General features: G+C 36.3%; 16 protein-coding genes. 11 read left to right on the top strand and 5 right to left on the bottom strand.

The window, feature by feature from the left end:
- Window positions 1-4 precede the first annotated feature (4 nt).
- The 11 genes from BM072_RS09085 (at window position 5) to BM072_RS09035 (ending at window position 14,612) form a co-directional block, all read left to right on the top strand.
- Complete coding sequence (locus BM072_RS09085) at window positions 5-376, top strand: ApeI family dehydratase (RefSeq protein WP_092908346.1); 372 nt, start codon at window positions 5-7, stop codon at window positions 374-376.
- A complete protein-coding gene (locus BM072_RS09080; protein WP_092908345.1) occupies window positions 376-858 on the top strand; it encodes a hypothetical protein in 483 nt (160 codons plus the stop codon). The genes BM072_RS09085 and BM072_RS09080 overlap by 1 nt, the downstream gene beginning before the upstream one ends.
- A gap of 7 nt (window positions 859-865) precedes the next feature.
- Window positions 866-2,023, top strand: coding sequence for a DUF2062 domain-containing protein (locus BM072_RS09075; RefSeq protein WP_092908344.1), 1,158 nt, complete (start codon window positions 866-868; stop codon window positions 2,021-2,023).
- A 346-nt stretch (window positions 2,024-2,369) separates the two neighbouring features.
- The gene (locus BM072_RS09070; protein WP_092908343.1) at window positions 2,370-3,215 is read left to right on the top strand and encodes an RteC domain-containing protein; all 846 of its coding nucleotides are present in this window, start codon (window positions 2,370-2,372) and stop codon (window positions 3,213-3,215) included.
- A gap of 247 nt (window positions 3,216-3,462) precedes the next feature.
- Window positions 3,463-3,816 carry a helix-turn-helix domain-containing protein gene (locus BM072_RS09065; protein ID WP_092908342.1) on the top strand — a complete coding sequence of 118 codons (354 nt, stop codon included), beginning with the start codon at window positions 3,463-3,465 and terminating at the stop codon, window positions 3,814-3,816.
- A gap of 26 nt (window positions 3,817-3,842) precedes the next feature.
- Window positions 3,843-4,136 (top strand): helix-turn-helix domain-containing protein, encoded by a 294-nt coding sequence (locus BM072_RS09060; protein WP_092908341.1) that lies wholly within the window; start codon window positions 3,843-3,845, stop codon window positions 4,134-4,136.
- 98 nt (window positions 4,137-4,234) lie between these two features.
- The gene (locus BM072_RS09055; protein WP_092908340.1) at window positions 4,235-5,692 is read left to right on the top strand and encodes a DUF3945 domain-containing protein; all 1,458 of its coding nucleotides are present in this window, start codon (window positions 4,235-4,237) and stop codon (window positions 5,690-5,692) included.
- Window positions 5,693-5,698: 6 nt separating this feature from the next.
- Window positions 5,699-7,795 carry a type IA DNA topoisomerase gene (locus BM072_RS09050; protein WP_092908339.1) on the top strand — a complete coding sequence of 699 codons (2,097 nt, stop codon included), beginning with the start codon at window positions 5,699-5,701 and terminating at the stop codon, window positions 7,793-7,795.
- Window positions 7,785-8,666, top strand: a complete 882-nt coding sequence (locus BM072_RS09045; RefSeq protein WP_092908428.1) for an ORF6N domain-containing protein — start codon at window positions 7,785-7,787, stop codon at window positions 8,664-8,666. Before BM072_RS09050 ends, BM072_RS09045 begins: the two co-directional genes overlap by 11 nt.
- Before the next feature lie 146 nt (window positions 8,667-8,812).
- On the top strand, window positions 8,813-9,247 hold the full coding sequence (locus BM072_RS09040; RefSeq protein WP_092908338.1) for a DUF1896 domain-containing protein: 435 nt from the start codon (window positions 8,813-8,815) through the stop codon (window positions 9,245-9,247).
- Window positions 9,234-14,612: an N-6 DNA methylase gene (locus BM072_RS09035; protein WP_092908337.1), complete on the top strand. Its 5,379-nt coding sequence runs from the start codon at window positions 9,234-9,236 to the stop codon at window positions 14,610-14,612. The genes BM072_RS09040 and BM072_RS09035 overlap by 14 nt, the downstream gene beginning before the upstream one ends.
- Window positions 14,613-14,627: 15 nt before the next feature.
- Here BM072_RS09035 and BM072_RS09030 read toward each other — a convergent pair whose 3' ends face one another.
- The 5 genes from BM072_RS09030 to BM072_RS09010 form a co-directional block, all read right to left on the bottom strand.
- The gene (locus BM072_RS09030; protein WP_092908336.1) at window positions 14,628-15,446 is read right to left on the bottom strand and encodes an RteC domain-containing protein; all 819 of its coding nucleotides are present in this window, start codon (window positions 15,444-15,446) and stop codon (window positions 14,628-14,630) included.
- A gap of 79 nt (window positions 15,447-15,525) precedes the next feature.
- The gene (locus tag BM072_RS09025) at window positions 15,526-17,562 is read right to left on the bottom strand and encodes a heavy metal translocating P-type ATPase (protein ID WP_092908335.1); all 2,037 of its coding nucleotides are present in this window, start codon (window positions 17,560-17,562) and stop codon (window positions 15,526-15,528) included.
- On the bottom strand, window positions 17,562-18,161 hold the full coding sequence (locus BM072_RS09020; RefSeq protein ID WP_092908334.1) for a methyltransferase family protein: 600 nt from the start codon (window positions 18,159-18,161) through the stop codon (window positions 17,562-17,564). The genes BM072_RS09025 and BM072_RS09020 overlap by 1 nt, the downstream gene beginning before the upstream one ends.
- A gap of 11 nt (window positions 18,162-18,172) precedes the next feature.
- Window positions 18,173-19,459 carry an efflux RND transporter periplasmic adaptor subunit gene (locus BM072_RS09015; protein ID WP_092908333.1) on the bottom strand — a complete coding sequence of 429 codons (1,287 nt, stop codon included), beginning with the start codon at window positions 19,457-19,459 and terminating at the stop codon, window positions 18,173-18,175.
- A 6-nt stretch (window positions 19,460-19,465) separates the two neighbouring features.
- On the bottom strand, window positions 19,466-23,833 hold the full coding sequence (locus BM072_RS09010) for a CusA/CzcA family heavy metal efflux RND transporter (RefSeq protein WP_092908332.1): 4,368 nt from the start codon (window positions 23,831-23,833) through the stop codon (window positions 19,466-19,468).
- Window positions 23,834-23,843: the final 10 nt, after the last annotated feature.

Genomic DNA, 23,843 nt, shown 5'->3' with positions numbered 1-23,843 from the left:
ACAAATGCTTATTCCTAATCTATATACCGTAAAATCTACTGATAAAATTGATGATAATACGATAAAATTCAAGATTGAATTAAATCCAACTCATGAAATTTTTGAAGGTCATTTTCCTAATAATCCAATTATGCCAGGCGTTTGTATGATACAGATTATAAAAGAATTGACAGAGAATTTTGAATCTAAACAATTGTTTTTGTCTAAAGTTTCAAATGTTAAATTTATGGCAATTATTAATCCATTTATTAACCCAATTTTGGATATAGATTTAAGTATTTCGAGAGAAAATGATGAGATAAAAGTTAAAAATGTCTCTTTTTTTGAAACAACAATTGCACTAAAATTTAGCGCAGTATTTAAAATCTTAGCTTAATGAAATTTCTTGCTTCTATATTATTTTCAATTACTTTTTTCTTTGGATTAACTTTATCTGAATTAAGAACTGATTTTGAAAATGCCGCAAAATCTGCTAAAAATGTAGATATTTTGTACAATAAATTAGACGATTATACGGGTAATAATCAAACAATTGTAGCTTATAAAGGAGCATCTGTAATTTTAAAAGCACGTTTTGTAAAAGATAAAGCAACGAAGAAAAAATATTTTACGGATGGCGCAACGTTAATTAATGATGCAGTGAAAAACGACTCAAAAGATGTAGAAAATCGTCTAATTCGTTTAATTATTCAAGAAAATATACCCAAATTCATCAAATACAATCAAAATATCCAACAAGACAAACAGTTTATTGTTGATAATTATAATTCTGCACCAAAAGAAGTTCAGACTTTAGTGAAAACCTACGCCAAAAAGTACAATACTTTTACACCACAGCAACTAAAAAAGCTAAAATAAGCTGAAAATGGAACCTTCGATTGTTAGAAATAAAATAGACAAATTAAAAATTTGTGTACTAATACCGACCTATAATAACCATAAAACTTTAGAAAGGGTTATTGATGGCGTTTTATTGTATACGGACAATGTGATTGTTATAAACGACGGTTCTACGGATACAACGGCGACAATTCTTGAGAAATATACATCGATTTCTGTCTTAACAATTGAGAAGAATAAAGGAAAAGGAAATGCGTTGCAAATTGGTTTTAGAGATGCAATTTCTAAAGGCTACGAATATGCGATTACAATAGATTCGGATGGACAACATTTTCCGCATGATATTCCTGATTTTGTAACTAAATTAGAAGAAAATCAGCTAGTTTTATTGATTGGTAGTCGACAAATGGAACAAGATGGTATTCCGAAAAAAAGTAGTTTTGGGAATAAATTTTCAAACTTTTGGTTTTGGTTCGAGACAGGAATTAAACTTGAAGATACGCAATCTGGTTTTCGATTATATCCGTTAAATTATCTTCCGAAGAAATTTTGGACAAATAAATTTGAGTTCGAAATTGAAATAATTGTTCGAACTGCTTGGAAAGGAATTGATGTAATCAATATTCAGATTGATATTTTGTACGATCCTAACGAAAGAGTTTCTCATTTTCGACCTTTCAAAGATTTTACGCGAATTAGTATTCTGAATACTTTTTTAGTTTTCGTGACTATATTTTATATCAAACCAAGAAATTTTTTGTTCAGTTTCAAAAAAAAAAACATCAAAACTTTTTTTAAAGAAGACATTTTAGGAAGTAACGATACCAACAAGGTAAAAGCATTATCTATTGCGTTGGGCGTATTTTTAGGAATAGCACCTTTGTGGGGATTTCAAACCTTTTTAGCCATATTTTTAGCATCCATGTTTCGTTTAAATAAAGTGATTAGCTTCTTTTTTTCCAATGTAAGTATTCCGCCAATGATTCCGATAATTATCTATTTATCATTGTTGACAGGAAGTTTGATTTTACAAGACAAAATGGAATTTGATTTTGAAGTAATTTCATTCGAAATTATCAAGAAAAATTTATTACGATATGTAATAGGAAGTTTTGCATTTGCTACATTTTGTAGTATTTTGAGTGGAATTGTTAGTTATTTTATATTATCTTTTTTTAAATAAAAAAGATTAATGTAGCAAAAAGTAGCTTAAATAGAGGGGTTTACACTGTTGGAAATCGTTGCAGGTAACGATTTAGTAATGGTGCTCATTGCATTCATTTTTACTCAATTTCCTTGTAAATCAGTAGCAAATATAATAAATCTATGTGATTTAAAACTCCTTTTCACGACCTAACTATTATAATTTTTAGGAATTTTGATGGTTTTTTTGTCTTCATCGTTAGAAAAAATTTCTCCCCAGTGGGGTGAAAGTGTGGAATTATTATCATTAAATGTTTGAAATTTTGTGAATTAATTAGGCGTAAACCAAATTTAAAATTTGGCAAGCATCACAAAATTTATTAGCTATGAAATATTCTTTAGACAACATCCTTTTAGAGATACACAATAAAGAAGAGAAGATTTTATCACAAAGCAAAAGGTTGATTGATGAGGCTTACGAAATGACCCTGTATCTTCAAGATCTTTTAGGTTCAGTTAAGAAATACCTTGCTGAGGAAGGATTTAAAAACGATGAGGAAGAAATCCATTTCTTTCGTTCTATTAAACCCCAAATACTCGGTAAGCTGATCTATTATAATAAGATATATCGCATTGAAACCACTTGCCCTGTCAGTAACGGTAAAATGTATTACTGTTATTTTTCTGGACAGTTGGCAAATCTAAAGCGAGAATACACTGAACACCTCTGCAATTCGGATTTTTACAGATACTACCGCTCAGGACGGACAGACCGTGATGATACTTACTTCAAACGTGGAAACATTAACTACCACGATGGGCTTAACAGCATCGTATTTGAAATAGACCCGGAATTCTCGACTTTCTTCGATTATAAAACTGCAAGGATTATCTCCAATGAATTGCTCTACACCTATCTGCTAACAAAAATTAATCCCGATGAAAATCCCGATGTGATATTGCAAAAGCCGGAAAGTTCCAAAGATATATTTTGGACCGACAGCAAAAATGCTATAATCGAATTGATATATGCCCTTTATGCTTCGGGTGTAATTTCTCACGGAAAAATCGGTATCCGAAAAATTAGCCTGATGTTTCAAATGCTTTTCCGTATTCCTCTCGGCGACCTGCACCACGCTTTCCATAGAATGAAAACCCGAAGTGGTTCCAGAACTTCATTTTTAGACCAGCTTAAGTTTTCTCTTGAAGAATATATGGATAAAGACCTTTAGTTTAATTGAGCTATCATTTCAAAGCAGTACATCATCGTGTACTGTTTTTTTTTGCCCATATCAGCCAATTGGTAAAGATTTGCAAAACACTATTATTAAACTATCAAAATCCCCTAAAAACCTTTACTGATAAGGCTTTCCCTAATTATAAAAATTTTCAAAAAACCGCCAAACCAATTGGCAAGGCTTGGCAGACAAATTCTGCCACTCTTTTCAACTTTGCATAGTAAACTTTAAAAGTTATGCAATGAAAATAATAACCATTGAAGAAGAAGCGTGGGATCAGCTAAACAATCGTATCACTGCTATCGCTGACTATCTGAAAAGATTGGAAGTGACCAATTATGAAGACCTGTGGCTCAACAACCACGAGGTATGCCAATACCTACACATAAGCGAGAAAACCTTATGGCGTATGCGTACCAAAGGTGAGATTGCTTATTCAAAAATCTATGGACAATACTTCTACACTATTGGTGCTATCAAAGATATGCTCAATGCCAATGCTGTACAAAGCAGTGATGAGTATGTACAGGAACTTATAGCAAAAGGCAAAAGCTATATCGAAAAAGGCAGGAAACTAAAGACCGATAAAAAATAGGTACGAACCCTTAAAAGTATAATCCGATGAATATTGACAGAATGGAATTTTTGGCGTGGATGGAACGCCTGATGGACAGACTTGATATGCTTGGCAACAATATCGAGGACTTTCAAAAGAAACGAAATAATATTGATGGTGAGGAATTACTCGACAATCAGGATTTACTTCAAATGCTGAAAATCAGCAATCGTTCATTGCAACGTTACCGCTCCAACGGGAAACTACCTTATTATACGATAAGCGGAAAATTGTATTATAAGTTATCTGATGTTCATCAATTTATAAGAGAGAGTTTTAATCCTCCGACACCTAAATAGATGCCATTAAGCGACAAATACTGCCTTTGAATGCCACTTAGTGCAATGCAGTAAACGCTTCTTTTATTTTCGGCATTGAAATCTTAAAATTTCAGATTATGAGCGAAGAAACTACAAATAAGCAAGAAGAGCCCGAACAATTATCGGACATATTGTTGGTGCTGGATAAAGAAAAAATGAAAATCCAAGCTGTAAAAAGCATCGACAAAAACGGAAAAATGGAAACCGTTGATCCCACAAAAAAGAACCAAAGCGAATTTATGCGGGTGGACAAACATGGTGATTTGATTTCTAATTTCTTCTCAAATTTTTACAGACAGCTAAAAGATCCTACCAAATTTACATTCTTCAAAGTACCAGCCGATAAAGCTTTAGAGAAAGCAAAAGAATTTCAAAAACAGGTAGATCATCCTACTCCAAAAGGCGAAAAACAAATGAAAAAAGACGAAGTAAAAGTTGAGCCTGAACATAAACAAGAAAATCAAAATAATATGGAAACAACACAAAAAGCACCGGAAAATAACGAATACCGTTACAAGCCGGAACAAATTGATTGGGAAACAATGAACAACCTTGGATTAGGCAAAGAACGCCTTGAAAAAATGAACCTACTTGAACCTTTATTGAAAGGTTTTAAAACCAATGAATTGGTACCCGTAAGCCTAAATCTCGGCACTGCCGTTACCCGAATGGATGCCCGTCTTTCCTTGCAACACAATGACGAAGGTAAGGTAGTGGTCGCCATTCACGGTATCCGTAAAGAACCGAACTTAAACTTTGAGTTCTTTGGACACAAGTTTACTGATGAAGACAAGAAAAACTTACTGGATGCAGGAAATATGGGACGTGTGGTTGATTTGAAAAACCCCAAAACAGGCGAAACCATTCCGTCAATTATTAGTGTGGATAGGTTAACCAATGAATTGATTGCACTGAAAATAGAATACATAAAAATACCCGATGAAATAAAAGGCATAAAACTGAATGATGAGCAAAAACAAACTTTAATGGACGGCAAACCACTTCATTTAGAGGGAATGATTTCTAAAAAGGGAACTGAGTTTGAAGCTACGGTTCAATTCAATGCAGACAAACGCTATGTTGAATTTCTGTTCGATAGAGGCAATATTAATCAGCAAACGCAAAGCAACGGACAAAATAATCAGCAAAATAATTTGCAGGAAGTTCCGAGAACTTTTAGAGGTAAGGAATTGGATAATGAGCAATATGATAAGTTCAAAGCGGGTCAGACTATTTACATCAATGGCTTGACAGATAAGCAAGGTAAGCCGTATCAAGGTTATATCACGCTGAATAAGGAAACCAACAAAACCAATTTTTCTTTTCAAAATCCCGATAAACTCAAAGAACAAGCGAAACCTACCGAAGCTCATAAAACGCAAACTGCGGTTAATTCGGATGGTAAAACCAATGAAGCAACAAAGAATATCAAAGAGCCTTTGCAACCGAAACAACAAACGCCAAAAGATAAAAAACAGCAAGAGCAACAGGAAAAACCTCAAGCACCTGCTAAATCTAAAGGCAGAAAAATGTAGTAAATTATGAAAGCAATAATTGCAGAAAAACCAAGCGTAGCAAGAGAAATAGCCGGCTTGTTGGGTGCTTCCGAAAAAAAGGATGGCTATCTGACAGGCAACGGCTATTGTGTTACGTGGGCGTTTGGACACCTAATTGGATTAGGAATGCCCGAAGATTACGGAATATCAGGTTTTCAGAAAGCTTCGCTTCCGATACTTCCTAACCCATTTTTATTAACCGTTCGTAAAGTAAAAAAGGACAAAAGTTATGTAGCTGATACAGGTGCATTAAAGCAATTGAAAATAATTGAGCAAGTATTTAATCGGTGCGATAGTATTATTGTAGCTACTGATGCAGGTCGTGAAGGCGAACTCATCTTTCGGTACATTTACGAATACCTCAAATGCAACAAACCTTTTCAAAGATTATGGATAAGTTCATTAACTGAAAAAGCCATTAAACAAGGTTTTGATAACCTCAAAAACGGAAAAGAATTTGACGGATTGTATCAATCTGCACAAGGCAGAAGCCGTGCCGATTGGCTTGTAGGAATTAATGCTACGCAGGCATTGAGCATTGTTGCAGGAAATGGGATTTATTCGCTCGGAAGAGTGCAAACACCAACACTTGCCTTGATTTGCAAACGTTATCTCGACAACAAGAAATTCTCAATAAAGAAATATTATCAGATACAATTGTTGCATCACAAAGAAATGATTGGTTTTAAAAGTGTTTCCACAACCAAATGGGAAGATAAAAAGCTGGCAGACGATACATTGAGAACCATCGAAAGAAACAATAATATGGTAACGGTCACGTCCATAGAAATCAAAAGCGTAACGGAACAACCGCCTTTGCTTTTTGACTTGACAGGTTTGCAAAAAGAAGCCAATAAAAAGCTAAACCTTTCTGCCGAAGAAACGCTGAACATTGCCCAAAGCCTTTACGAAAAGAAATTCATCACTTATCCTCGTACCGGAAGCAAATATATTCCCGAAGATATGTGGGCTGAAATCCCCAATCTTATAAGAGCATTACAGGACCGTGAAAACTGCAAACAAGCCTTGTCTAAAATAAAATGGGGACGTTTCAATAAACGCATCGTGAACGATTTGCGTGTAACCGACCATCACGCATTATTGATTACCGAAAAAATTCCATCGGCATTAAATGCAAAAGAAAATGCAGTTTACGATATGATTGCTTTTCGACTGTTGGAAGCGATTTCTCAAGCTTGTACGAAAGAGATTACCGACGTTGCTTTACGAGCTATACATTATGATTTTACTGCAAAAGGTTGTAAGATAACCGAACCAGGTTGGCGCTCGATAAAAGGAAGTTTCGCAGATGATGACACCGAACCTTTGCAGGATTTACCCGAACTGAAAAAGGGCGATGAACTTAAAATAAAAGAAGCCTCGGTTTTGGAAAAACAAACTAAACCGCCTGCATTATATACTGAAGCTGGGCTTTTATCAGCTATGGAAACTGCCGGAAAGGGGATAGAAAATGAAGAAGAACGTAAAGCTCTGCAAAATATAGGCATTGGCACACCTGCAACACGGGCATCAATAATTGAAACATTGTTTACCCGAAATTATATCCAACGGGAAAAGAAATCTTTAATCCCGACTGAAAAAGGATTGCAGGTTTATGAGTTAGTCAAAGACCAAAAAATTGCGGATGTGGCTATGACTGCCGAATGGGAACTTGCTTTGCAGAAAATTGAAAACAACGAAGCTGTTGCCGAAGCATTTCAAAAGGAAATGGAAACGTATGCAAAATCTATTACGAATGAATTGTTGCAAACTACCATTGCCCACGAAAACCTGCCTCAACTTATTTGCCCAAAATGTAAAACCCAGCAACTGATTATTAGAGATAAGATTGTTAAATGCCCTGATGAAGTTTGTAACTGGGTACAGTTCCGCAATGTTTGTGGCCTACAAATCAGCATTGCTGATATTGAAAGCCTCGTCAATAAAGGCAAAACGGCTCTGCTTAAAGGGATGAAAAGCAAAGCTGGAAAAAAATTCGATGCTTATATAGTGTTGAATGAGGATTACAAAACCTCTTTTGAATTTGAAAAAAACAAAAGCTATAAACGTAATGGAAAATAAGCCTAGCATTAGCACAATGGAAATCAAAAACCTGATTTATTCCCTACGTGGAAAACAAGTAATGCGGGATAGCGACCTCGCTTCCTTATACCAAGTGGAAACAAAGAACCTTAACAAAGCCGTAAAAAGGAATATTGAAAGATTTCCTGCTTCTTTTTGCTTTCAACTGACCGAAGAGGAAGTTGAAAACTTGAGGTTCCAAATTGGAACCTCAAGTTTGAGCTACGGCGGAAGGCGTTATTTGCCTTATGTTTTTACTGAACAAGGTATTGCAATGGCTTCTGCCATACTCCGTTCGGATATTGCCGTTAAAGTCAGTGTAGAAATTATGGAAGCCTTTGTAGAAATGCGTAGGATGCTCATCAGCAATGCTTCGCTTTTTCATCGTTTGGATAAGATTGAACTAAAACAATTAGAAGCTGACCAAAAATTTGAAGATATTTTTAAGGCTTTGGAAAGCGACAAACTGCAAAGTGAAAGAGGTGTTTTCTATGATGGTCAAATTTTCGATGCTTATACTTTTGTATCGGATATTATCCGAAGTGCCAAAAGTTCTATTATCCTGCTTGATAATTATGTGGATGACACGATATTGATCTTATTGGGCAAACGGAATAATAATGTAACCGCAACAATCTATACCAAAAGCATCAGCAATCAGTTACGTCTGGATTTACAACGGTACAACAGCCAATATCCTCCCATTGAAATTGAGATTTTCTCCGATGCCCACGACCGCTTTTTAATTATTGACGATACGGAGCTTTACCATATTGGAGCATCACTAAAAGACCTGGGCAAAAAATGGTTTGCCTTTTCGAGAATGGATATTGAAGTCGGCAGGATGCTTCAAATCTTAAAAAAACCATAGAACGAACCTCTGAATATTCAGAGGTTTTTTTATTGTCCATTACGACAAATCCTACCTTCTAAAGCCAAACCCTACCACTTTTTTAATGGCTTTTACTTCCTTCTTTAATTTTAGACATCAAGCAAAATTCTAAACAAAATTAAAGTATGGATACACAAAAAGACCTTTCGTATTTCAGATTACGATTACAAGAATTATTAAACACCAGTTTCTCCGAAAAAGCAAACGACCAAAAATTCATAAACCAGCGTTCCTCTTGGGCTACCAATGCCTATGAAGGTGCTTTTCAATCGGGAAATGATATTGAAAAATGTAACGAAATAGCCAATTATATTCTTTTCGATGGTTTACATTTTTCCAAGTTCGATACCGTATTTCAGGTGGTTTGTAATGAGTTCGAAACCATAATGGCAGATGAAGAATTGCGACCATTTGCTTTAAAAATGTTCCGTGTTTGTGAACCTATTTTCTCCAACTATGAACTAACTGATGACTTCGCTTATGGTTATGAGTATGACCAGCTCTACACCGAAATAACCGGAACCATCGCAATATGGATAGCGGAAAATGGGCTTCAGTAAAAAGCAACATCTCCAACAAAACATTGATGCCCTGCGAATTGCTTTTAAACTGGAAAAGGAGAAACAACAAGCCACCGTAGGCGAAAGACTGCTAATGATGCAATACAGCGGATTTGGCGGTCTTAAATTCGTATTGAACCCCATAGAAAATGAAATAGACATCAATAATTGGCGAAAAACTGAACATGATTTATTTCCACTTACACAGGAGCTCCACCAACTATTAAAAGAAAATTCCGAAGACGAAAAGCAATACCGCAGGTATGTGGACAGTATGAAAAGTTCGGTGCTGACGGCTTTTTATACACCGCCACAGGTTATAGATGCAATTTCTTCAACATTGAGTGATAGCGGTTTGAACATTCAAAAATTCCTTGAACCTTCCGCAGGTATCGGCTCTTTCATACAATCCTTTTCCGAAAACCAGCAACCCAATGTAACTGCTTATGAAAAGGATTTGCTTACAGGAAAGATTTTAAAACAGCTTTATCCACAAAGCAATATCCGTGTAAGTGGTTTTGAGGAAATACCCGAAAAGGGACAAAACACTTATGACGTAATTGCAAGTAACATCCCTTTTGGTGATACTTCCATATTCGATCTTTCCTATTCCCGAAGTAAGGAAGAAGCAAAAATACAAGCATCCCGAAGTATTCATAATTATTTCTTTCTAAAAGGAACAGATATGCTACGTGATGGTGGCTTGTTGACGTTTATTACCTCGCAGGGTATTCTAAACAGCCCAAAAAACGAACCGATACGCAGGGCGTTGATGCAGGATAATAATCTGGTTTCGGTTATTAGATTGCCAAATAATCTATTTACTGAATATGCAGGTACAGAAGTTGGAAGCGACCTGATTATTCTGCAAAAGAATTCGGCAAAACAACGTTTGACCAAATTGGAAGAATTGTTTTGCCAAAGCAAGACAACAGAATATAATACACCAAACAATGCTTTTTTTCAAGATAGCACAAGAATTGTTCATACAGATAGAAAATTAGACACCGATCCTTATGGAAAACCAGCCATAATTTATACGCATAAAGATGGTGTTGGCGGGATTGCAAAAGACCTCAAACAAATGCTTTCAGAAGATTTTGGAAAATATCTGGATTTGAATTTATACAAAGGCGAACCAAACCTACAAATCCCAATTACACCAAATGTAACAGTTCCCATTGTAGAACCTATAACGATTAAACAAATACCAATAAACATTCATGTAAATCCAAAGGAATTAAAGCAATTAAGCATTTTTGACCTTTTTGAAAATGTTGACGAGCCAGTAGCGGTTATTGCTCCACCAAAAAAAAGCCCTCTAAAGCAAGCTTCTACGAAACGGAGAGCCAATATTATTCGCCAAGCAGACTTGTTCAGTTCAGTTATGCAACAATCTCTTACACCTGCGGCTTTCAATGGAAATACTTCACAAATTGACAAAAAAGAGGAAGTTATCGGCGACCTATTTTCAGGCATAAACGGAAATAGCCAAGCTGAAAAGCAAACCGTTTTCAATACCATTCCCGAACCTGCATTATATAGCAAAGAATTACAATCATTCCATCGAAACAATTGTCTTGTTGCAGATAATGGTTGGGTTGGTTATTTGCAAGAAGTGCACAAAAACAATGCAACTGCTATGTTCCATCCCTTGCAATTACCACCATTGCAGAAAGTAAGAGCCGAAGCCTACATTTCAGTTAGAGACAGCTATCTCGATTTGTATCAAAAAGAAGCCGCAAAACAAAATGAACATACAGTAGAAAGGGAAACGCTGAATAATTTGTATGCTATTTTTGTAAAAAGATATGGCAATCTGAACAGTGCCGAAAATATCAAATTGATTAAAACAGACAGTGCAGGGAAAGAAATTCCTTATCTGGAACGTGTAGTTGGCGGTGTGGTGCATAAAGCGGATATATTCAGTCGTCCCGTTACTTTTTCTACTACCACTTTAGCAACAGACAATCCCGACGAAGCTTTGGCATCATCACTAAACAAATACGGCAAAGTGGATTTGGATTATATGTCCGAGATAAGCAGTATGCCAATTGATGCTTTGAAAGAAGCCCTACACAGTCGTATTTTCTATAATCCTTTACGAAAGGAATATGATATAGCCGAACGATGGATTGCTGGAAATGTAATTGAGAAATCCGCTGAGGTTAAAACCTATCTCGAAAGTAATCCCGATGATGCGGAAGCCAAAGCAAGTCTTACGGTTTTGGAAGAAGCCAAACCAAGACGCATTGAGTTTGAAGAACTGGACTTCAATCTCGGCGAACGCTGGATACCCACGGGGATTTATGCCCGTTTTGCTTCGCACTTGTTTGATACGGCAGTCAATATCCATTATTCCGAAAGTTCGGATGATTTTTCTGTAAAATGCAACCTAAAGAATGTGCATATATGGGATAAATATGCCGTAAAATCAGAGAGTAGAACCTTTGACGGGATTGCTTTGCTTAAACACGCACTCGTAAATACCACGCCGGATATTACTAAAAAAATTAAGGTTGGCGACCAAGAAGTCAAGGTCAGGGATATGGAAGCTGTACAAATGGCGAATACCAAGATTGACGAAATCCGTACTGCATTTTCCGATTGGCTTCACGCTCAAAACGACGAATTTAAAAACAGGTTGACCGACCAATATAACAATACTTTCAACTGTTTTGTACGACCGAATTATGACGGAAGCCATCAGGAATTTCCGGGTTTGGATAGAAAATCTTTAGGTATTGATGACTTGTATTCGAGCCAAAAAGATACTGTTTGGATGATAAAGCTGAACAATGGTGCTATCTGTGACCACGAAGTTGGTGCAGGAAAAACACTGGTAATGTGTACGGCTTCACAAGAAATGAAGCGTTTAGGTTTGGCACACAAACCGATGATTATAGGGCTGAAAAGTAACGTTCACGAAATTGCGGAAGCTTATAGAACCGCCTATCCACACGCAAAAATTCTCTATCCTGGCAAAGAAGATTTTACGCCAAAAAAACGATTGCGAATTTTCGGAGATATCAAAAACAACGATTGGGATTGTGTGATATTAACCCACGACCAATTCGGTATGATACCGCAATCGCCCGAAATGCAAAAGGAAATTCTCGAAAATGAATTAGACAGTGTAGAACGAAATCTCGATGCTCTAAAATCAGAAGGTAGCGAAGTTACCCGTGGAATGCTTGCTGGTGCTATCAAACGTAAAGAAAACCTTGAAGTAAAACTTAAAACCCTGCAACACGATATTGATAACCGAAAGGATGATATTGTGGACTTTAAAATGATGGGCATAGACCATTTATTTGTGGACGAAAGCCATCAATTCAAAAATCTGATGTTCAACACACGCCACACAAGGGTTGCAGGATTGGGAAATGTGGATGGAAGCCAAAAGGCAATGAACCTGCTCTTTGCTATCCGCACCATTCAAGACAAAATACAAGCGGATATGGGTGCGACTTTCCTTTCGGGCACAACAATTAGTAACTCGCTTACGGAATTATACCTTTTATTCAAATACCTACGCCCAAGAGCTTTAGAAAAACAAGGCATTAACTGTTTTGATGCGTGGTCTGCAATTTATGCTAGAAAAACTACGGATTATGAATTCTCGGTTGCCAACAATATTGTTGCAAAAGAACGTTTCCGATACTTTATTAAAGTGCCGGAACTAGCACAGTTTTATTCTGAAATTACAGATTACAGAACGGCAAAAGATATCGGCATTGACCGCCCTGAAAAGAACGAAATACTGTATAACATTCCACCAACACCCGACCAGACAGCATTTATCCAAAATCTGATGGATTTTGCAAAATCGGGCAATGCTACTTTGTTGGGAAGAGCACCTTTATCGCAACGAGAAGAAAAAGCTAAAATGCTTATCGCTACCGACTATGCCCGAAAGATGTCTTTAGATATGCGAATGGTTGGTGGTAGATATGATGACCATCCTGACAATAAAGCATCTCATTGTGCGGCAAACATTTCGAAATATTACAACCAATATAATGCACAGAAAGGTACACAGTTTATCTTTTCTGACCTTGGCACCTACAAGCCTGGCGAGTGGAATGTGTATTCTGAAATAAAACGCAAATTGGTGGAAAATCACGGCATTCCAGCACACGAAATTCGTTTTATACAGGAAGCCAAAAACGATAACCAACGTAAAGGACTTATCAAGGATATGAATGAGGGTAAAATTCGTGTGATTTTCGGTTCTACAAGCATGCTTGGAACTGGAGTGAATGCACAGAAAAAAGCTGTTGCAGTTCATCATTTAGATACGCCTTGGCGGCCAAGCGACCTTACTCAAAGGGATGGAAGAGCAATACGAAAGGGCAATGAAATTGCGAAACATTTTGCAAACAATAAAGTGGATGTAATTATTTATGCTACCGAAAAATCGTTGGATAGCTATAAGTTCAATCTCTTGTACAACAAGCAACTTTTTATAGACCAACTTAAAACTAATAACCTTGGCAAACGTACCATTGATGAAGGCAGTATGGATGAAAAGTCGGGTATGAACTTTTCGGAATATGTAGCTATACTTTCGGGAAATACCGACCTTTTGGATAAAGCAAAAATTGAAAAACAAGTTGCAGGACTGGAAAGCGAAAAGCAGGCTTTCAACCGTTCTAAAGTCAGTTCTAAATACAAATTGGATGATGTATCTTCTATGTTGGAAAGCGCTCAATCACGATTGGAACGGATGAGTCTTGATTGGAAGAATCTGCAACAACGCATACAGAAAAATTCGGACAATACTATTGCAAACCCTGTTTTATTAGATGGTTTATCGCCCTATGCGGATATGAAACAAATTGGTGCAAAACTCAACCAGATTGCAGACAAATCCCGCACAGGAGGTCAGTATGAAGAAATAGGTGCTTTATATGGATTTTCGTTGTTGGTTAAAACTGAAATGTCCGAAAAAGAGGGCGTGGATATAAGAGTAAATCGCTTTTTGGTGCAGGGCGAAGGAAATATCAAATACACTTATAATAATGGTATCATTGCCAACGATGCAAAATTGGCATCTATGAACTTTCTCAATGCATTGGAAAAACTCCCTGGCTATATCGAGCAGGAACAAAAGAAAATTACGGAACTGAAAAAAGATTTACCGATACTTCAGGAAATGGTTAAAGATACGTGGACAAAGGAAAGTAGATTAAGCGAATTGAAAACAGAATTGGCTTCTATCGATAGAAAAATACAGTTGTCCATTACACCAGACCCCAAAGAAGAACCTGCGGAACAAACCGAAAAACAGAAAGAAGTTGCAACGGTTTCAGAAAATATAGTACGCACGAAAGGTATTCATTTACCAAGAGGTGTATTATAATAGTGTCAGCTACATTTAGTCCTGTTCATCCATTTTTCTAATCAAAGCATCTCGGAGGCTGTCAAGGAATTTTGTTCGGTTTATTTTTCGGGATTTAAGTTCCATAAATGTATGATAGAAATCACCTAAGTCAATATTAAAGGTTCTTTCAAAAGTTTTGGAGATAAGCTTTATGTCAACATTTCCGTTTTCAAATACGCCTAGTGAATATAATGCGTAAATCAATTCGGTTAATGCTGTTTTGTTACCAGTCCAGTTTAAAGGAGATTCATGAGAAATCTTATTATAGTTTTTAGTATTCAATTGGTTTTCAATGTAAACTTGTATCAAATCATTAGCTATGATTTTAGCTACTTTATAATCGTGGGATGTAGAGAAGCTTTGGTCCGTTTCAAAATAAATTGTGTCCAACCATAGTTTTATATCGTGTTTGCCACGAACAAAAAATCTTTCGTCAAGAAAGGAGTTATTACTGCGGTAATATTTATAAAAATCAATGTTATTGTCAAAGAACCCTTTGAGTTTTTTTAGTTCTTTGTTAAGATATTTTCTGATTGGTTTTGCTCCATAAGGCTTTTTCGCCTCAATTTTATATATGGCATTGTAGTAAATAAGTTTCGAAACAATAATAGGCTTCTGATGTTTGAAAAAGTGGATTTCTTCGTCAATATTTTGAAATCCACTTTTTAAAATATGTTCCTTTACTTCAGATAAGCATTCAACGATAAGATGTATAATGGTTTCTATCCGCTGTATCGAAGAATCAGCTTCAATCTCCAGCTCATTGATTGCTGTTTCCAATTTTAAAAGGATTTCGGTATAAAATTTATTCATTCGTTTATTTTGAAGTCTTAAAATTTGGTTACTAATAAAAATACCTAAATTTGTTAGGTTTTATTGTTCAAACTATTCTTTAAAATTTCATCCGTTGTATGCGTACAGCGTTTAAAATTGCCAATAATGCAACTCCCACATCAGCAAAAACGGCTTCCCACATTGTGGCTAAACCACCTGCTCCAAGAACTAAAACAACTCCTTTTACCACAAATGCCAACGTAATATTTTGCCAAACGATTTTTTTGGTTTGCTTACCGATATTGATTGCCATCGGTATTTTGCTCGGTTTATCGTCCTGAATGACTACATCTGCGGTTTCAATGGTAGCATCACTACCTAAACCCCCCATTGCAATACCTACATCGCTCAATGCTACCACAGGAGCATCGTTCACACCATCGCCTACAAATGCTACGGTTTCGTTTTTGGATTTGATTTCTTTTACTTTATTTACTTTATCTTCAGGTAGTAAATCGCCAAAGGCATTATAAATTCCTAATTTATCTGCAACAAATTTTACTACGGTGCTTTTATCTCCGCTCAACATTGTGGTTTTTACTCCTAATGCTTTTAACTTGTCAATAGTTAGCTGTGCATCTTCCTTTATACTGTCGGCAATGGTAATGTAACCTGCAAATTTTCCATCGTAAGCAATGGCAATTAAGGTATAAACAATTGTGGTTGGGTCTAAATCATAATTGATGTTGAATTTATCCATCAATTTAAAATTTCCTACCAATAATTCTTTTCCATTTACATTGGCTTTCAAACCGTGGCCTGCAATTTCTTCTGTATTTTCTAACTTTATCGAGCTATCAATTTCACCTACATATTGATGGATAGCGGTAGCAACCGGGTGTGTGCTTTGACTTTCTAAAGCATTTACCATTTTCAGGATTTCCTCTTTATTAAATTCAGCTTTCAAGATAACTTCTTGTACTTTGAAAACGCCCTCGGTCATTGTACCCGTTTTGTCCATTACTACATTTTGAATACTGGCAATTACATCTAAAAAGTTGCTTCCTTTAAACAAAATACCATTTTTGGAAGCAGCCCCAATTCCGCCAAAATAACCCAAAGGAATACTGATGACCAAAGCACAAGGGCAAGAAATTACCAAAAACACCAACGCTCTGTACAGCCATTGACTAAATACATAATCGCTCACAAAAAAGTAAGGAACTACAGTAATTAGCACTGCCAACAACACGACAATCGGCGTGTAAATTTTTGCAAACTTGCGGATGAATAATTCGGTTGGTGCTTTTTGTGCAGTGGCATTTTGCACCAATTCTAAAATTTTAGAAAGCTTGCTATCGGTATAAGCGGTGGTTACTTTTACCTGTGCAACGGTTGTTAGGTTTATCATTCCTGCCAATACGATTTCGCCTTTGGTTTTGGTATCTGGCTTACTTTCTCCTGTAAGTGCTGCTGTATTGAATGAAGCGGTTTCGGATAATAGTTCTCCATCTAGTCCTAATTTTTCTCCGGGTTTTAATTGAATTATATTGCCAATACTTGCGGTTTCTGCTTTTATGGTTTTAGCTTGATTATTTTCTAAAATAGTTACTTCATCTGGTCTTTGATCGAGCAACGTTTTAATGTTAGCTTTCGCTCTTGTTACTGCCAAAGTCTGGAATACTTCGCCAACGGCATAAAACAACATTACAGCAACACCTTCAGGATATTCGCCAATGGCAAAAGCTCCGATGGTAGCAATGCTCATCAATAAAAATTCTGAAAAGACGTCACCTTTTCTGATACTTTCAAATGCTTCTTTAATTACGGGTAATCCAACAGGTGCATACGCTACCACATACCAAACAATTCGTACCCAACCTGTAAACCAAGATTGCGGAAGCCAATTATCTAAAGCAATGGCTATCATCAATAATACAAAACTGATGATAGCAGGTAAAAACATTTGAAAGGTAGATTTATCGGTACTTCCGTGGTTATGACCTCCATCATCGGTGTGTTCGTGGTTGTGTCCATCATCGTCGTGATGTTTTTCCAATAGCATTTTAGCATTGGCATCGGTATATATCTTTTCTTCTTGAGGTGTGCAACAAAGCTGTTTGCCTTGTGCATCATATTTATGTTTGTGTTCCATTATAGTAATCTTTTAGTAGTTTGTTTATAGGATAAATATTCTTGTCCGTGTTGCTTTTCTAAAAATTTTTCTTCCAATCTTATCTGAATTTGGATAACGATGTAAGTGGATAGCATCAGGAAAAATGTAATTGCATTGGGCAGTATGAAAAATATTCCGGTAACGCTGATTATCATTCCTAAGAATATCGGGTTTCGGCTATAAGAAAATAAGCCTTTTGTTATTAATTCGGTTTTATTATTTTCATCTATACCAATACGCCAACTGTTGCTCATTTGATATTGAGCTACCGAAATCCAGAGTAGTGAAAGATGTATCAAGATTAATCCAACTATCATAAACACTTCTTTCATTAAATAAGAAATGGGTACTAAATACTGATATGCTTTATCGCTGAATGAATAAATGAATACCGCTATAAAAAGCAAGGCTATCAATATTTTCATTACAAAACCGATATAATCGTGTGCGTTATCCGTTTTGCCGAATGTTATAGGATTGATGCCTGTTTGCTTAAAGGTGCGGTATGACGGTAGCACAAATGCTACCGTCATATACAACACCAAATACAAAGGCAAATAAAATTTTAACCAAATCATAGTTCCTATTTTTAATGTCCGTGCCCACCTGTATTACTCAGTTTTGCGTTTACAAAGAATGCTCCTTTTACCACAATTTTTGCATCGGCAGGAATTTCATTTACAAAAGTTACTGCGGTATAACCCATATCAGATACGCCTTTAAACACTTCCACTTTTTCAAAATTCTTGCTGGTTTTATCTTCCTTATGGTCTTTTTCTTCTTCCTCTTTATGACCGCCTTCTTCTTCGCCTTCTTCGTGATGTTCTTCTGCTTTTTTATTGGTTTGTACAAAAATATAGTATTTTCCATCGGCATTTACAATGGCATCATTCGGTACAGCCGAAGTTGTTACATTATTAAGACTTACAATGGCAGTAACATTCATTCCGTCTATAAGTCCTGTTTTATTGCCTTGTACCACGGCGTGAGCGGCAATTGTTTTGCTTTCGTTTTCAAAAGATGAGCCTATTGCAAATATTTTAGCATTATAGTCTTCTACTGCATTGTTGGTTATTCTAAAATGAATAGTTTGCCCTACTTTGAGCATCGGCAAATCTTTTTCAAAAACATTCAAATCCAAATGCAAGGAACTGTTATCTACAATTTCTATAACAGGTGAAGAAACATCTACATAGCTTCCTATTTTAGCGAAAACGTTACTAACCGTACCATTCAAAGGACTGGTTACAACCAATGCTGATTTTAGATTACCATTTGAAACAGAACCTGGATTGATGCCCATTAATTGTATCTGTTGTTGTAAGGAAGCTCTTCTGGTACGTAAACTATTGAGTTCGGCTGTGGCACTTTGTAGATTTTTTTTCGCTCCTGCATTGCCTTCGAAAAGTTCTTTTTGCCTTGATAATTCTTGTTCTGCAAAAGTAATTCTGCTGGCAGTACTCAAATATTCTTCCTGCAATTGTATAAACTGCGGATTGGCAATAGTGGCTATTACTTGTCCTTTTTTTACATAATCTCCAATTTGTACGTTCAGTGTTTTTATTACACCACCATACAAAGAAGTTGCGTTGGCTTTGTTGTTATTGGGAACTTTCAGCAAACCATTTGCTCGGATGGTTGCCGTTAATTCTTTTTGCTCTATTACGCCTAATTGTATGCCTACCGTTTTTATTTGTTCTTCGGTAAGTGTGGCAATGGTTGGCGTTTCTTCTTCGTGAGGAGCTTCAGCTTTTTCGGTTGCTTTTGCTTCTGTAGCCTGACCCTCTTTTTGTTTATCGTTTTTACACGCGGAAAAAGTAAATATTAAAACAATTATCGCTGTGATAGACGTGATTTTATTTATATTGAATTTCATTTTTAATTATTGATTAATGAATGAATAAATAGTGATTACAGATTGGTTTACCTGCTGAATACTTTTGAGGTAATTCAGCTGAATATCGGTGGCAGTTTGCAGCGCAAAAAGATATTCTACATAACTGATTTCGCCTGTTCTGTAACCCAATTGTGCTGCTGATACAATTTCCTTGGCATTTGGCAATGCTTCTTTCTCAAAATAATTGAACTGCTGTAGGTCTTGCTGGTATTGTTGCAAGGCATTTTGCATTTGCGTAGCCAATGTTTTTTGCTGTTGCTGTGCATTGGCTTCGGCTGCTTGTTTTCTGTAATCTAAAGATTTTATTCTGGCTTTGGTAGCACCATAAGTGATGGGAATAGCAATACCAATGTTTACAGAACTAAATCGGTTTCCGCCATTGAAAAATTGTTCGGCTCCGTTTACATTTTGAAAACCAATTAAAGACTGATTGACGTAACCAATGGTGAAATCGGGCAAACCTTGCGAACGTTCTACCTTTTTGGTTTGCTCGGCAATAATGGCATCCTGATACAAAGATTGAATGGCAGGATGATTTTCTACGACTTCATTATCCAACAAATTACTGATTTGTAGAGGCTGAAATATTCCGTTTTCTGCAATGGTAAAATCGTCTTTTGTGTTCATCAATGTTTTCAGATTGGCAACAGCATTGGATAAGAACACTCCATTTTGTTTTAGCAATAAATTGATTTCGCCTTTCTTAGCTTCCGCTGTGCTGATGTCCACTTTTTTGGTGTCGCCAGTTTTATAACGAAGCTGGGCTATTTTAATAAAATCGTTGTACAAACTATCCAATTGCTGTAACTGTTTTTCATTGTGTTGCAAGTACAAAATTTGATAATAATAAGTACGTACTTGATTTTTTAACTCCAATACAGTAAGGTTTTTTTGCAATTCTTTACCTTTTATTTCGGCATTAATCAGTTGCTTTTTAGCTCCGAATAATGATGGAAACGGAATGGTTTGTGACACCTGAAAAGACTGGTCGAATTTGGTACTGTTGTACTGTCCCAACTGTGCATTAAAATCAAGTTTTGATAATTCTCCGGCAGTTTTTTTCAAAGCTTTGCTGGCATCAATTTCTAAATCTGAAGCTTTTAAGGTTTGATTATTTTGAAGTGCAATATTTATCGCATCGTCAACGTTAGTTAAACTTTTTGTCTGTGCATTTGCTGTAAAGCCTACCATTGATAAAAGCAATACAATTATGGTTACAATGGGTTTCACTTGTGGCTTTCTTTTTAATTTAATTTTTGAATTGAAAATGATATAGAGTAATGGCAGTACAAATAGGGTAAGGAATGTTGCTGTAACTAATCCGCCAATTACTACCGTGGCTAAAGGCTTTTGTACTTCTGCACCCGCACTACTGCTCAATGCCATTGGTAAAAAACCTAAACTGGCTACAGTTGCTGTCATCAATACTGGTCGCAGTCGGATTTTAGTTCCTTCTATTACTCGTTTGAAAACATCTTTTACACCTTCTTTTTCTAATTGGTTGAAAGTGCCTATCAATACAATTCCGTTGAGAACTGCCACACCAAACAAAGCAATAAATCCAATTCCTGCACTGATGCTGAACGGCATACCACGAAGTAATAAAGCCAATATACCACCGATCGCACTCATTGGGATAGCTGTAAATATTAAGCCTGCCTGTTTAAAGGAACGGAACGTGAAATAGAGCAATACAAAAATCAATAACAAAGAAACCGGAACGGCTATCATTAATCGGTTACTGGCTTCCTGCAAGTTTTCAAATTGACCGCCATACGTGAAATAGTAGCCCGGTGGTAATTTTACCTGTGTATTTAATTTTTGCTGAATTTCTTCTACCACACTTTGTACATCCCTGTCTGCAACGTTGAACCCGATTACAATTCTACGTTTTCCTGCTTCACGGCTTATCTGTGCCGGTCCTAATTTGTAATCAATAGTTGCTACTTGCGAAAGCGGAATTTGATTACCAGTTGAAGTTGGTATCATCAAATTGTTTACATCTTCGATACTGTTACGGTAAACACTATCCAACCGAACTACCAGTTCAAATCTTCTTTCGTTTTCATATACTACACCAGCACTTTTTCCTGCAAATGCAGTGCTTACTACATTGTTTACATCTTCTACCGTTATCCCATAATTGGCTAAACGTGTACGGTCGTATTCTATATTTATTTGCGGTAAACCACTCACACGTTCTACTTGTGGAGATGTAGCACCTTCTACTGTTTGTATAACCTTACTAACCTTATCAGCATTCAAGGCAAGCGTATCTAAATTTTCTCCAAATATTTTTACTGCTACATCTTGCCTAATACCTGTCATTAATTCATTGAAACGCATTTGTATCGGCTGGTTTTTTTCAAAGAACACACCAGGCATTGCCTCTAATTTTTCATTAATTGCATCCGCCAATTCATCATAATTTCTACCACTTTTCCATTCGCTTTGAGGCTTTAGCAATATCATCATATCAGTAGCTTCGGGTGGCATTGGATCCGTTGGCACTTCTGCCGCTCCAGTTTTACCTACTACCATTTTTACTTCATGAAATTCTTTAATAATTCTTGAAGCTTGCATAGAGGTTTCTATACTCTGGCTCAATGAACTGCCTTGTGGTAAAATACAATGGAAGGCAAAATCTCCTTCCTGTAATTGTGGTATAAATTCGCCACCCATTCTGCTAAATAAGAAAAGACTAAAAACAAATATACCAACGGTAATTCCTACTAGCCAATATTTTATTTTGATGGCTTTTTCTAATAATGGTTGATACATTTTTTGCAACCAATTCATCATTTTATCCGAAATGGTTTCTTTGAGCATCGGCTTTTTAGATAAGAACAAAGCGCACATCATCGGGATATATGTTAAAGATAATATCAATGCTCCGAATATTGCAAAACCTACTGTTTGTGCCATAGGACGGAACATTTTACCTTCTACACCTACCAATGTAAGAATAGGAATATAAACTATAAGGATAATGATTTCACCAAAGGCTGCACTATTACGAATTTTGGAAGCTGAGGTAAATACTTCATTATCCATTTCTTGCTGTGTGAGCCTTTGTGTAGATTTCCTTAAACCTAAATGATGCAATGTAGCTTCTACAATAATTACCGCACCATCTACAATTAATCCAAAATCTATTGCTCCCAAACTCATTAAATTGGCACTTACGCCAAACACATTCATTAAAGCCAATGCAAACAACATCGCCAAAGGAATAGCGGATGCTACAATCAATCCTGCCCTAAAATTTCCTAAGAAAAGCACCAATACAAAAATGACAATCAGTGCGCCTTCTATCAGGTTCTTTTCAACGGTACTCATAGCTCTGTCAACCAAATCTGTACGGTCTAAATAGGGTTCAATAATTACATCTTCGGGTAAGGATTTTTGAATAATAGGTAATTTTTCTTTGATGCGATTTACAACCTCATTGCTGTTCTCGCCTTTCAACATCATTACCACACCGCCAACTGCATCTACTTCGCCGTTGTAGGTCATTGCTCCGTATCTTACAGCACTTCCGAAACGTACATCTGCTACGTCTTTTATAAAAATGGGAATACTGCCGCCATCATTTTTTACACTGATATTTTTTACATCATCCAATGAAGTTACCAAACCGATACCTCGGATGAAATAAGCATTTGGTTTTTTGTCGATATATGCACCACCAGTATTTTGATTGTTTTTTTCTAATGCGGTAAAAATGTCGGTAACACTTACCCCCATAGCTTTTAAGCGATTGGGATTTACTGCTACTTCATATTGTTTCAGTTCGCCACCAAAACTATTTACTTCGGCAATTCCGGGAGTTCCATATAATTGTCTTGCTACAATCCAATCCTGCATTGTACGTAGGTCTTTTGCATTGTATTTTTTTTCACTGCCTTTTTTCGGATGGATGATGTATTGATAGACTTCTCCCAATCCGGTACTTACTGGTGCAAGTTCTGGCTTGCCAATACCTTTAGGTATATTTTCCTCTGCTTCTTTTAGTTTTTCATTGATAAGCTGACGGGCAAAATAAATGTCTACTTTATCTTTAAATACTACTGTAATTACCGATAAGCCAAATCTTGAAATACTCCTTGTTTCTTCTATATCTGGAATATTGGCAATGCTTTGTTCAATAGGGAAGGTTACTAATTGTTCTACTTCTTGCCCTGCCAACGTAGGGCAAACCGTAATTATTTGCACCTGATTATTAGTAATATCGGGTACGGCATCAATGGGTAGTTTTGTGGCACTCCACACTCCCCAAATGATGAGTAACAAGGTCATTATACCAATGACAAGCTTGTTCTGAATACTAAATTTTATAATGTTATCTAACACGTATATCTGT

The sequence above is a fragment of the Algoriella xinjiangensis genome (assembly GCF_900115015.1).
In the GTDB taxonomy this organism is placed as follows: domain Bacteria; phylum Bacteroidota; class Bacteroidia; order Flavobacteriales; family Weeksellaceae; genus Empedobacter; species Empedobacter xinjiangensis.
The sequence above is the reverse complement of the archived record's forward strand: the minus strand, read 5'-3'. Positions and strand labels throughout refer to the sequence as shown.